This window comes from Pseudoalteromonas sp. TB25 (genome assembly GCF_000497995.1).
GTDB lineage: Bacteria > Pseudomonadota > Gammaproteobacteria > Enterobacterales > Alteromonadaceae > Pseudoalteromonas > Pseudoalteromonas distincta.
In genome coordinates, this window is record NZ_AUTI01000392.1 from 1 (window position 1) to 12,897 (window position 12,897).

A 12,897-nucleotide genomic window follows, 5' to 3' on the forward strand; every position below is an offset into this window, starting at 1 on the left:
GCTGTTAGAACTCAATCTGTACGAGTGCCCACACAGATGATTGCTTTATATTGTTAAAGAACGTTGCGATTATAAAGTTGAACTTTATCTCGCTAGGGCTGCGCATATTACGCTTTCCTATTTTTTTGTCAACACTTAAATTTAAACTTTCTAAAAAGATTCAATCTAAGTTTTACTTAACACCCTGAGTTGTTCGTGCCTCGCTATGCGTTGCTGTTTCCCGTCTCAGTGGGGTCGCATTATAGGGAGCGGCGGATTTTACGCAAGCGTTATTTGCATAAAATAGTAATTAAAATTAAGCCCCAAGCAAGCACACACGATAAGCACAAGTTACTCACAAAACCCTGTTGATAACTCTTTTTTTACATAGCTAAACCATACTAAAGCTATTAATTAAAACCTTAAAAATGCAAAAAGCACCTTATGTAGGTGCTTCTCAAAAGTAATAGTTATTAGAATCTAGGGTCTGTTTATCTTTCAAGGTTAAATTTGCAGCAGCCTGTTTGGTATTCAGGCAAGGCAGAGCCTATATAGTGTGGTTACTCCCCATAAATAGGCGATAACGTAGCATTAATGCCAAACAGGCGCTGCCCAAAGGGTTCTTCCTAGGGGCTATTTACTCTTTGTTACTCGGTTTTTACTTAGCCCACTAGGTTACAAATCTCGCGCCGCGATTAAACACCCCCTAGTTTGAACAAATTTTAATCCGCAAAGAGCAACAGACCCTAGTATAAAATACTATATAACTTGCGACGATACTTAGCTGCGAGTGCGTCGCCATCAGGTAAAGAGGCAATAATGGCTAAAAAGCTTGGTTTTGCTTCGTTGAAGTTCAGATCTTTTTGTAGAACTGTAAACAGTACATCCAATGCTTCTTCTTTTCTGCCTGCTTCATTAAGTAAAATACTGAGCTCTTCTTTTAATTCTAAGTCATTTGGATACTTTTCTACTTGTTGTTGCTTTTCTTTAATCTCTGGTGAATCTTTTGCTTCAAGCGCGGCTTCGCATTTTGCTTTTATATTATTAAAGTAAGCATCTTGCTCTTGTGCATCTATTGTATTTATAAGCGCTTGCGCTTCATCTACCTTGTGAATTTGAATACATATGTCTGCTAGCACTAACTTGATACGTGCATTACCGCTGTCTATTTCATAAGCTTGCTTTGCATAATTAAATGCAGCATTTAAATCTGACTTTAATAACGCTTGCTTTGCTTGTTCTAACAGTAAGTCTTGTTGCGCAGGTAAATGCTTTGCTAGGGCTTCGCGTATTTGCGCTTCGCTTTGAACACCTGCAAGTAAATCTACTGGTGCGGAGTCTTTTAATAATACAAGCGTAGGCAGTGTTTGCAGACCAACTTGTTGCGCAAGTTGAGAAGCGAGTGCTTGTTCTGCATCGCAATCTAAGTTTGCCACTACTATATAGCTTGCATATTCTGCTGCTACTTTATCTAAAATTGCAGCCTGTCCAATGCAGTCAGGACTTTGAGGAGAGAAAAAGTTAAGCAACACCAATTTTTGTTGTGATGTTTCACCGAGTACTTGTTGAAGGTTTTGCGCATTAATACTAACTATGTTGCTCATTGAATTGATTGCCATATTCGTCTATTTAGGTTTTTATATGGTGGTGAACATAATAATTACAAGTCATATACCTAAATCACTCGGTATACATATTCAACAATAAGGGAAAATATGAAATTAACTTACCTAAGTGCAATACTTTTATTAGCAAGCCCATTAGTACAAGCAAATGGACTCGATTTGAATTTAAGCAAAGCCATGCCAGCTATTGAAAAGTTTTACCTCGACTTACACCAATCCCCAGAGCTTTCTTATCACGAACAAAAAACAGGTAAAAAGATAGCAGATAGATTAACTCAGCTGGGTTTTAAAGTAACAAGTAATGTAGGTGGCTTTGGAGTAGTTGGTATTTATAAAAATGGTGAGGGGCCGACAGTAATGATCCGCACTGATACTGATGGCTTACCTATTATTGAGCAAACAGGAAAATCCTATGCCTCAAAAGTCAAAGTAATAGACGAGCACGGTGCAAAAGTAGGTGTAATGCACGGCTGTGGCCACGATATCCACATGAGCTCTTTTATTGGAACTGCAGAGCAGTTAATTGCTCATAAAAAACAGTGGCAAGGTACATTAATGATGGTTGCACAGCCTGCAGAAGAAGTAGGTGGGGGTGCTAAAGCGATGTTAAGCGAAGGACTATTTAGTAAATATGCAAAACCTGATCATATAATTGCTTTACATGTAAGCGCTAGCGTCCCCGCTGGTAAGGTATCAATGAAAAATGAATACACGATGGCAAGTGTAGATTCTGTCGATATTACAATTAAAGGTAAAGGTGGTCATGGTGCTTACCCTCATACAACTATAGACCCAGTGGTTATAGCTGCACGCACTGTACTTGCTTTGCAAACAATCACAAGCCGAGAGCTTTCACCGCTTGAGCCTTCTGTGATTACAGTGGGGTCTATTCATGGTGGCTCAAAACATAATGTGATTTCGGATGAAGTAAAACTACAACTCACTCTTAGAAGCTATAACCCCGATGTAAGAAGCGCTCAAATAGCAGCAATAAAACGAATCACCGCAGGTATTGCACAAAGTGCTGGCTTAAATGAATCTAACTACCCTGTAATATATGTACATGAAGATGAATCGATTCCATCTACTTATAATAACCCTGCACAAACAGACATTGTTAGAAACTCTATTGCCAGCGCAATTGGCGATACTAATGTACTTGAAACACAAGCTGTAATGGCGGGTGAAGATTTTGGCCTATACGGGCGCACCGATGAAAATATCCCTATCACCCTCTTTTGGCTAGGAGGCGTAAACCAAGCACAATATGCAGATTCAATAAAAACAGGTGAGGTACTCCCTTCTCTACACTCTAGTAAATTTACACCAGATTATAAAGTTGCTATTCCTACTGGAATAAAAGCAATGAGTAACGCTGCTGTTGCTTTATTTAATAAGTAACCTGAATTCTGGATAATAAATCTATCTCAAACAGAGTTCAGGTTGAGTAATATCGTTTAATAAAAAAGCTCTGTTGCTAACTAGCAACAGAGCTTTTTTTATAACTCGACTTTTTAAAGGTCGCTTTTCCACCTCGTTTAGCAAAACGTTTTTTAGGTGAGGTTTTTGGTAACTTCGCAAATGCATTGCTATCGCAGTTTGCTGCTAATTGAACAAACCCATTTAGGTCAGCAAGTAAAGGCTGTAAAAATTGCTGATAACTCATTGCCTGCTGTGCAATATCACCTAAGCTCGACTCCCACTTTGCGGTTAAATCAGGACTCGCTAAACCTTGTGGTAATACGCTAATAAGAGCAAGTCCCGTTTCGGTCGCTCTAATTGACTTACCTTCACGTTTTAAAAAACGCCGCTTAAATAGCAACTCGATTATTCCCGCACGTGTTGCCTCCGTACCTAAACCATCAGTGTCTTTTAATACTTTTTTAATTTGTGGATCTTTAACATAACGGCTAATGCCCGTCATCGCAGCCAATAATGTAGCATCGGTAAAATAAGCTGGGGGTGATGTATGCTTTTCGACTACTTCGCCTTTATCACAAAAAAGAGGCATACCTTTTGTTAAAGGAGGTAGCGAGGCTTCATCTTTTAATTCAGATTTACCCATTAACACCTTAAAACCCAAGCTTACATCTTGCTTTGCATTTGCCTTAAAAAGCCCACCAGCAATAATTACCTCAGCTTTAGTTTCGTTATATATATAGTCGGGATAAAACTGAATTAAGTAATGACGGCTTATTAATTGATATACTTTTACTTCGTCACCGCTCAAACTCGCTGACTTTAACTGCTTAGCCGTAGGCACAATGGCATGATGGGCAGCTACTTTTGAATCGTTAAAACATTTACTACGCTTTTTTACATCTGCCCCGTTTACTAATTCACTGCTTTGCCCCCCATTTGCACTTATTGCCTTTAAAATAGCAGATGCTTCTTGATGGTGATCTTTAGGTAAATAACGATTATCTGAGCGTGGGTAAGTAATTAGTTTATGACGTTCGTAAAGTATTTGGCAAATATCCAATACTTTTTGAGCTGGCATACCAAATGCTTTAGCAGCATCTATTTGCAGAGCAGATAAATTATAAGGTAATGGAGCACTTTGCTTTTTTTGTTTTTGGTCGAGTAAAGTAAGCTCAGCACTTTGCTTTGTAATACGTGAAGCAACATTTTCTGCAAGAGCTTTGTTAAGTATTCGCCCTTCTTCATCTTGATGTGGCTCACATGCTTTGCTTGGAACCCACTTAGCTATGAATGGTTGATTATCTGGAGTAAGCAAATGCGCCAATACATCGTAAAAAGGCTTAGATACAAAGTTCGCTATTTCGTTATCTCTATTAACAACAAGACCTAAAATAGGGGTTTGCACTCGCCCTACCGAAAGCACATTACCAAACCCTGCTTTTTGCCCAGCTAGTGTGTATGCACGTGTTAAATTCATACCAAATAGCCAATCAGCACGAGAGCGCGCTAAAGCAGATACACTTAACGGAATAAAATCTCGATTAGAACGCATTGCGCCCAATGATTTCTTTACCGCCGATAAGTTTAAATCACTAATGAGTAAACGTTGCGTACTCTGCTTTTTAGCCTGACTTATTTTAGCTTCTTCTATTACTTGGTCGACCAGAAGCTGGCCTTCACGGTCTGGATCGCCAGCGTGAATAAGTTGCGAGGCTTGTTTAATTAATTTTTTTAAAACAGTGAGCTGTTTGCGAGTTTTGGTTTTGGCTTTTAACTTCCACTGCTCAGGTATTATAGGTAAGTGATCAAACTGCCACTTTTTAAAGCGCTCATCGTAATCATCGGGCTCTGCTTGTTCTAGTAAATGCCCTATACACCACGAGACACAATCTCCGTTAGCGACTTCTATATAGCCATCGTGTTTTTTATGTGGTTTTGGTAACGCATCAGCAATAGCGCGTCCTAGTGAAGGTTTTTCTGCAATGTAGAGTTTCATGGGAGTCGCTCACTCACTGTTCATATAAACAGTAGTTTAGCACAGCTATTTTGAAGGTGGGGAGTTTTCTATTTTTGACTTTACACTACCTTGCTTAGTGAAAAGGATAATTAAAGGTAAATAGCATACAACCACCGTGGCAATATTGATAAATGGCATTAGGGTCTGATAAATAACGGTACTGTAAGCTAAATCCCACAAATGGCGGTCAACTAATCGGAATAGTTGTAATATAGGTGCGCCAATAACAACTAGTTGCCCAATAACACATTGCCATAAATAAACTTTATCCTTTATACCCCAGTAAGCTATAAGTGCCATCCAAGTAATATCTGTGATCGCCCAAACTAAATAACGATAAATATAAATGTCATCAAACGCTCGTAGGCTTGAAGCAGTTAGGTTACCAAAGAGGAAAAAAGCTGCGGTAAGTAATACAAATCGAAAGGCTAGGCGATCTTTAAATACAAAAAATATAAAAATAGCCGGACTTAGCATTAAAACCCAGCTTTTGCTTAAAATACTAACAACATATAAAAACCATTCAGGCAAAATACTCTGCCCTATTTTGTTTTTTTATCGTCATCAGTACCATCACCATTACCCGGCATGTCGCAATATTTATTGATTATTTTCACAGGCACTCCATTACATATGTTAAGGAAATGTACTGTAAGCTAAAATGACGAAATTGCCAAGATACTTAAGGCAATTAAGTACCTTAAATAAAAACAAACATAGTGAAATATAACACAAGCAATAACTTAGCGCACATCAATAGGAGCAGACTCTTTAGCCTTACCTTGCAGGATTGATATTTCTACTCGACGGTTTCTTCGGCGATCTTCATTTGAATCGTTTGGAACAAGTGGACGAGTATCAGCTCGCCCCACTACCATCATGCGGTTTTTATCAAACCCTTGCACCGTTTGCAGCTCGCTTGCTACAGCTACAGCTCGCTTTGACGATAAGTCCCAATTATTAATATATAGCTCATTCGATACCTGAAAATCGTCGGTATGGCCAGATACAGTTATTTCGCCAGGTACATCTTTTAACAGTACACCAATATCTTGAATTATGGGTTTAAACTTAGGTTGTAAAAATGCACTACCCGAAGGAAATGAACCATTCTCTCTAATACGAATAATTATTTGCTGCCCTAAAGATTCAAGCTCAATTGCACCATCTATTATTTGCTTTTCAAGCTGCTGCGCGATTTTTTTAACGAGCTCGTTAGTTTGTTCCTGATCGGCCGCTGAAGTTGCTTGCTCTGACGATTGCTCTTGAGAAGTACTACGAGATTCGCCACCACGTTTGTCCCCGCGTTGTTCTTGCCTGCCACCAGCTGAGCTTTCATCTCCAGCCTGAAACTCTAACATTTGTTGAGTCATTTCTACTGTTTGTTGTTGAATAGTTTCTATTGGAGTGGGTTCTGGTTTGCCTGGGGTAAACTCCATAGCAATAACAGAGGTACCTTTAGGGATATCTTTTACTTCAATTTTATTCTGCACACCAAAAGCAAACTTCATAGAGCCCGCAATTTGTTTAAACTTAAGTACATCCATTTCTGAAAACGCAAGCAAGAGTACAAAAAAGCACATTAACAGTGACATTAAATCGGCAAATGTTCCCATCCATGCTGGTAGGCCTGGTGGTGGGCATTTGCACTCTTGATCAGACATAATTACTCCTCGGTATCTACTTTGCGTTTAGATTCAGCTAAGTAATTTTTCAAAATACCTTCGATTACTTTTGGATTTTGGCCATCTTGTATACCTAAAATAGCATCTAAAATTAAACGCTGATTCATAGCCTCTTCGTCTTTACGTAGTTCAAGTTTTACCTGAATAGGAATTGCCACAACATTGGCTAAAAACGCACCATATAAAGTTGTTAAAAGCGCTACCGCCATTGCCGGGCCAATTGCTTTTGGGTCATCCATGTTAGATAACATTGCAACTAAGCCAATTAGAGTACCAATCATTCCCATTGCTGGTGCAATATCGGCTAATGACTTAAATAAGCCTGCGCCCATTTCATGTCGAGTAGTGGTTAAAGAGATATCTTTTTGAAGTGTGGCGCGAACAACATCTGCGTCATGGCCATCAACAAGCATGTCGACGCCTTTGCGCATAAATGGATTTGGGATTTCAGCTTCTTCGAGTGCTAAAAACCCCCCTTTACGAGCTGAATCAGCAAGTTCTACTGCTTTTTCAATAAGCTCTTCTGGCGTTTCAATTTTAAACATAAACGCTTTAGCAACAACTTTACCTATACCCAAAAACTGCGACATGGTGAAATTTGATAAAACAATGAAAAGTGAACCACCAAATACAATTACACTAGAAGGAGCATCGGCAAACATAGCCATTTCACCGCTACTACTCATAAACATAGACATGACAATTAAGCCAATTGCGCCTAGGATCCCGATTATGGTTGCTAAATCCACATTTCCTCCAGAAGTTTCATGCTTAATGGCCTTATCATAAACTTTTATTATTAACTGCTTATCGGCAACATATTGAATTGCTTAAGCCATTTTTATAAATAAACATAAAAAGCAGCCTTTAGCACTATTTTAGATCAAGATATAAGGGCTACCTAATTATCAATTGATTTATTAAACTTACAGACCGCTATTAAGGCTTTATTAATACACTTGAAATATAATTTAACGTTATAAAGGTAAAAAACCAATATCATCCTTTGACCTAGTTTAGCATTCCCCCTAAAATTGACCCCTAAATTTATTATGTAAGCTGAAATAAAGATGGCGACTAAAAAACCTGAAAACTTAAGTTTCGAACAAGCACTAGAAGAATTATCTACAATCGTTAGTGACATGGAACAAGGTGACTTATCGCTTGAGCAATCGTTAAAGCAATTTGAGCGTGGAATTGCATTAGCAAGTGCTTCATCAGGTAAATTACAGCAAGCAGAACAAAAAGTATCAATTTTGATGGGGAATGGCGAAAAGTCAGTTCTTACGAATTTTGATAATGATATGGAATAGCTGTGAGCATAAATAATTATATCGAACGTGCTCAAAAAGATGTAGTAGCGACCTTACAACAGCATTTTAAACAGCCTCTCGATACTGAAGAAACAGTCAAGAACGCCACCCAGTATGGATTATTTAATGGCGGTAAAAGATTACGTCCATTTTTAGTTTATGCCACAGGTAAAATGCTCGGTGCAAACCAGCAAGACTTACATGTACTTGCAGCTGCAATTGAGTGTATCCATAGCTATTCGCTAGTTCATGATGATTTGCCCGCTATGGACGATGACGACTTACGCCGTGGCCGCCCTACTTGCCATATAGAATTTGGCGAGGCAAATGCAATTTTAGCCGGTGATGCCCTACAAACACTCGCCTTTGAGCTTATTGCGAATCACAAATTTACATGCTCGTCGCAAACACAAGTAAAAATGATTGCTACGCTTGCCAACGCATCAGGCCTTGAGGGCATGGTAGGCGGACAAGGTCTTGACATAGCAGCAACAGATAAAGTAATTACCGTACAAGAGCTTGAGCGAATACATAAGCTAAAAACCGGAGCTTTAATTAATTGTGCAATTACACTTGGTGCACTGTGCAGTGAAAAGGCAGATCAACAAACCTTAGAAAATTTAAGCATTTTTGGGTATGCTATAGGGCTGGCGTTTCAAGTACACGACGACATTTTAGATGTTGAAGGCGATACGGTTACTTTAGGTAAACCACAAGGCTCCGATATTGCCGCGAATAAAGCGACATATCCGGCGTTATTAGGTATGCTAGGCGCTAAAGAAAAGGCGCAAAATTTAATACAACAAGCCCATGAAGCGTTGGCAAATATAGATGCTGACACAACACTTCTTGCGTCGCTAGCAAATTACCTAATTGAGCGTGACCACTAATTTTTGCTCATACGTATTGCAATTAGCACTGACATTATTACTCAACATTAATTATTCGTAAAAGCTTTGAATGAATTAATGTTAGCGAAGGATATATATAAAACCATGACACTTGATAGTAGCAAGTATCCATTACTTAATTTGGTTGACGAGCCAGCCCAATTGCGTGACTTAGCGCAAGACAAACTCCCTGCATTTAGCAATGAGCTGCGCGATTATTTACTCAACTCAGTATCGCAAAGTAGCGGTCATCTAGCGTCTGGTTTAGGGACGGTTGAACTAACCGTTGCGCTACATTATGTTTATAACACTCCAGACGATCGCCTAGTTTGGGATGTGGGTCACCAAGCTTATCCACATAAAATCCTTACAGGTCGTCGCGACCAAATGCACACTATTCGCCAAAAAGACGGTTTGCACCCTTTTCCTTTTCGCGATGAAAGCCAATACGATACGTTTAGCGTAGGTCATTCAAGCACCTCTATTTCAGCTGCCTTAGGTATGTCTATTGCCGCCCAAAAAGAAGGCAAAGGTCGAAAATCTGTAGCCATTATTGGTGACGGAGCTATCACCGCAGGCATGGCATTTGAAGCGATGAATCATTTAGGCGATGTAAAATCAGACATGCTTATTATTTTAAATGATAACGAAATGTCGATTTCAGAAAATGTTGGCGCATTAACAAATCACTTTGCCCGAATTTTATCAGGTAGCTTTTATACTAACATTCGTGAAGGCAGTAAAAAGTTACTCTCAGGTGTGCCTCCGGTAAAGCAACTTGCCAGTAAAATGGAAGAGCACATTAAGGGCATGATGATCCCGGGGACCTTCTTTGAAGAATTAGGCCTAAATTACATAGGCCCAATTGATGGTCACGATGTAAACATGCTTGTAGATACATTGCGTAATATGCGTAATTTAAAAGGCCCACAGCTTTTACATATAAAAACGCAAAAAGGTAAGGGCTACAAACCGGCTGAAGCCGATCCTATTGGCTACCATGGTGTACCAAAATTCGATCCGAGCACAACTAGCCTGCCTAAATCTAAACCTAGCGCTGCTACTTTTTCAAAAGTTTTCGGCGATTGGTTATGCGACATGGCAAAGCAAGACAGCAAGTTAATGGCTATTACGCCAGCAATGCGCGAAGGCTCTGGCATGGTACGTTTTTCTAAAGAGTTTCCAGATCAATACTTTGATGTGGCCATTGCAGAGCAGCATGCTGTTACTTTAGCAGCTGGTTTTGCTTGTGAAGGTTTAAAACCTGTTGTTGCTATTTACTCGAGCTTTTTACAACGTGCGTATGACCAATTAATACATGATGTTGCACTGCAAAACTTACCTGTATTATTTGCCATTGACCGCGCTGGTATTGTTGGAGCCGATGGTGAAACTCACCAAGGTGCGTACGATTTAAGCTTTATGCGCTGTATTCCAAATATGGTAATTATGGCACCAAGCGACACCAACGAATGCCGCCAAATGCTATACACCGGTTATAAAGAAAACTGCCCTGTTGCAGTTCGTTACCCTCGAGGTAGCGCAGGTACTGCAGACATTGAAAGCACTATGCAACTGCTCGAAATAGGTAAGGCAGATACAATTAAGAAAGGCAGTAAAATTGCCATTTTATCGTTCGGTACATTACTTGAAAACGCCCAGCTTGCAGCTAACGAATTAGATGCAACGCTTGTTAATATGCGTTTTATTAAACCACTTGATACTGCACTTTTAAATGAGCTTGCTACTAGCCACGATACCTTTGTTACGCTTGAAGATAACGCGATTGCTGGCGGTGCCGGCTCTGCAGTTAATGAATACTTGGCAACGCAAAAAGCTGATATTAATATCCTTAACTTAGGTATTCCTGATGAGTTTATTAAACACGGCACGCAAGATGAAATGCACGATGAAATGGGATTAGGCGAGCAAGGAATATTAAACGCTATTAAGGCGTTTATCGCTTAAGCTATTTACTTAGTTTATTAAAAAGGAGCCTCAAGGCTCCTTTTTTTGTTTTTAATTTTAACTTTTTTGCATCCAGTTTCATTTTATAGCCGTTATTGATATGAGGTTAACATGTAAATAATCAGTGCCGCTTAGTCTATGCCTTATGAGCAAGCGCGTTATTTACCTACATTTGATGGAATATTTAAAAGGTAAAAATGATGAATAAAGCTAATTTAACAACTCATTCAACACAAAAAAACACACTTAAACACACGCTTAGTTTTTCAGCTTTAACACTTGCAGTATTAATCGGCATTACAGGCTGTAGCTCAGACGATGGTGAAAACGGCGTAGATGGTATTGCAGGCACCGATGGACAAAACGGTACCGACGGTACAAATGGCAACCCTGGTTTTGCATCAGCCACATTAATTTTGGCAAACAATGGCGAGAGCAATACAGGCACTATCGATTTAATTAACCAAAACGCCTCTAAACTAAAAACCTTTAATACAACAGCTAACGAAGGCGTTGCATTTGATAGCTTAGGTAATTTATTGCAAGCAAGCGACAGCGAAAATGGCAGTATTAAAACTATTTGCCAGCTTGCAAATCGTAGTGACGGCGCAACCTATACAGCTAATACAGATCGCGAAATAACAGGTACTAACACAACACTGGTAAACCCTAAAGGAATAGCTGTAGCACAAAAGAGTGGCCTTGTTTTTATTGCTGACTTTGGCGCTATGCAAGTAACGACTTTTGGCGCTACAGCCGCGGGCGATGCAGCGCCTTTAGGCACAACTATTACAGAAGCGGCGCCGTGGGATGTTGATTATGATGAATCTAACGACCGCCTTTATGTAGCACTAACAAATGGTGATGTAGCCGTTTATGATAATTTTGTTGGTGGTGAATTTGCCGCAATGCCAAGCCGCACAATTACTCCAAGTAATAATGATGGCACGCAAATATCTGTAAATATTCACGGCATTGTTTATGACTCAAATACTAATAAACTTGTTTTGTCTGATGTAGGCAGTGCCTCAGACGCAACCGATGGTTCGTTATTTGTAATTAATAATGCTTCAACTGCAGAGGGCTTAGTAAGCGTTGCACGAAGTATTGCCGGTCCAGCAACAATGCTTGGTAACCCAGTTGATATTAGCCTTGAAGGTAGTGACTTACGTGTAGCTGAAAAATCAAATGATGCTGTTCTTGTGTTCAGCAATATATTTTCAGGTGAGAGCGGCGATATCACTCCTGATTTAGTTACCTCAACAATTAAACCTGAGTCAATTACTAAACTGGGTATACAAAATGAGATGGCTGATATTTCAGATAGTGATACCGCTAATATGGCGCTGCTAGGTGTTGCTGTAAGTAGTAATCCGGGCACTGCAGGTGAAACAACTGGGCAAATTAGTCGATTAAGTTCACAACTTAACACAGAAATTGGCAACTATAATGCAAGTCAAACTATCGAAAGTGTAACTTTTGATAAAGCGGGTAATAGCTATACAACGTTCGATAACAGTACAACCTCAATTGGCGGTATTGTTATTTCAAATAAAGTGGCAATAAACAGAGATGGGCAAACTTATAATACGAACCAAGACAGCATTATTACTGGTTCGAATACAGGCCTTATATCTCCTAAAGGTCTTGATGTGGCTTCTGATAGCGGTATGATTTTAGTTGCAGAAAATAATGCAGATACTCCAAGCATTTCAATATTTTCAACTTGCACCACAGGGGATGCAAGCCCATTAATGACGCTTACGTTTGCAAACGATGCTCGCCCTTGGGATGTTGATTACGATGCAAACACTGATCGAGCTTTTGTAGCACTAACAAATGGAACCGTTGCTGTATTTGACGAAGTTAAAAGCAAACTAATGGCTGGTAGTACTAATATTGCAGTTGAGGATAGGCTTATAACGCCAGCAAATGCAGGTACAGCAGTAGCAGCACCAAGCAACATGCACGGCATCGACTACGACTCGCTAAGTGGCT

The 12,897-nt window shown here is 39.6% G+C and carries 10 protein-coding genes; 5 read left to right on the forward strand and 5 right to left on the reverse strand.

The window, feature by feature from the left end; genetic code table 11:
- Positions 1-725: 725 nt before the first annotated feature.
- Positions 726-1,583: a tetratricopeptide repeat protein gene (locus L652_RS0117065; protein ID WP_024597192.1), complete on the reverse strand. Its 858-nt coding sequence runs from the start codon at positions 1,581-1,583 to the stop codon at positions 726-728.
- 111 nt (positions 1,584-1,694) lie between these two features.
- On the opposite strand from L652_RS0117065, the gene L652_RS0117070 reads away from it, so the two are divergent.
- Positions 1,695-3,005: an amidohydrolase gene (locus L652_RS0117070; RefSeq protein ID WP_024597193.1), complete on the forward strand. Its 1,311-nt coding sequence runs from the start codon at positions 1,695-1,697 to the stop codon at positions 3,003-3,005.
- A gap of 76 nt (positions 3,006-3,081) precedes the next feature.
- Here the strand turns inward: L652_RS0117070 and L652_RS0117075 are convergent, their stop codons facing one another.
- From L652_RS0117075 to pomA, 4 genes are all read right to left on the reverse strand, one after another.
- On the reverse strand, positions 3,082-5,022 hold the full coding sequence (locus L652_RS0117075) for a DNA topoisomerase III (protein ID WP_024603571.1): 1,941 nt from the start codon (positions 5,020-5,022) through the stop codon (positions 3,082-3,084).
- 45 nt (positions 5,023-5,067) lie between these two features.
- Positions 5,068-5,574 carry a hypothetical protein gene (locus L652_RS0117080; RefSeq protein WP_024597195.1) on the reverse strand — a complete coding sequence of 169 codons (507 nt, stop codon included), beginning with the start codon at positions 5,572-5,574 and terminating at the stop codon, positions 5,068-5,070.
- Between the two features lie 212 nt (positions 5,575-5,786).
- Positions 5,787-6,707 (reverse strand): flagellar motor protein MotB, encoded by a 921-nt coding sequence (locus tag L652_RS0117085; RefSeq protein WP_024597196.1) that lies wholly within the window; start codon positions 6,705-6,707, stop codon positions 5,787-5,789.
- Positions 6,708-6,709: 2 nt separating this feature from the next.
- A complete protein-coding gene (gene pomA / locus L652_RS0117090) occupies positions 6,710-7,477 on the reverse strand; it encodes a flagellar motor protein PomA (RefSeq protein ID WP_024597197.1) in 768 nt (255 codons plus the stop codon).
- Between the two features lie 321 nt (positions 7,478-7,798).
- Here pomA and L652_RS0117095 point away from each other — a divergent pair, with 321 nt between their 5' ends.
- The 4 genes from L652_RS0117095 to L652_RS0117115 form a co-directional block, all read left to right on the forward strand.
- Positions 7,799-8,041: an exodeoxyribonuclease VII small subunit gene (locus L652_RS0117095; protein WP_002961738.1), complete on the forward strand. Its 243-nt coding sequence runs from the start codon at positions 7,799-7,801 to the stop codon at positions 8,039-8,041.
- Positions 8,042-8,043: 2 nt separating this feature from the next.
- Complete coding sequence (gene ispA, locus L652_RS0117100) at positions 8,044-8,931, forward strand: (2E,6E)-farnesyl diphosphate synthase (RefSeq protein ID WP_024597198.1); 888 nt, start codon at positions 8,044-8,046, stop codon at positions 8,929-8,931.
- A 105-nt stretch (positions 8,932-9,036) separates the two neighbouring features.
- Complete coding sequence (gene dxs, locus L652_RS0117105) at positions 9,037-10,899, forward strand: 1-deoxy-D-xylulose-5-phosphate synthase (RefSeq protein WP_024603572.1); 1,863 nt, start codon at positions 9,037-9,039, stop codon at positions 10,897-10,899.
- A 200-nt stretch (positions 10,900-11,099) separates the two neighbouring features.
- A partial coding sequence (locus tag L652_RS0117115; RefSeq protein ID WP_024603573.1) for a hypothetical protein occupies positions 11,100-12,897 on the forward strand: 1,798 nt, incomplete at its 3' end.

Bases quoted from the DNA above. Each gene is read 5' to 3' on its own strand.
- L652_RS0117070 (WP_024597193.1), top strand. From the start codon at position 1,695: ATGAAATTAACTTACCTAAGTGCAATACTTTTATTAGCAAGCCCATTA.
- L652_RS0117075 (WP_024603571.1), bottom strand. From the start codon at position 5,022: ATGAAACTCTACATTGCAGAAAAACCTTCACTAGGACGCGCTATTGCT.
- L652_RS0117065 (WP_024597192.1), bottom strand. From the start codon at position 1,583: ATGAGCAACATAGTTAGTATTAATGCGCAAAACCTTCAACAAGTACTC.
- dxs (WP_024603572.1), top strand. From the start codon at position 9,037: ATGACACTTGATAGTAGCAAGTATCCATTACTTAATTTGGTTGACGAG.
- L652_RS0117095 (WP_002961738.1), top strand. From the start codon at position 7,799: ATGGCGACTAAAAAACCTGAAAACTTAAGTTTCGAACAAGCACTAGAA.
- L652_RS0117085 (WP_024597196.1), bottom strand. From the start codon at position 6,707: ATGTCTGATCAAGAGTGCAAATGCCCACCACCAGGCCTACCAGCATGG.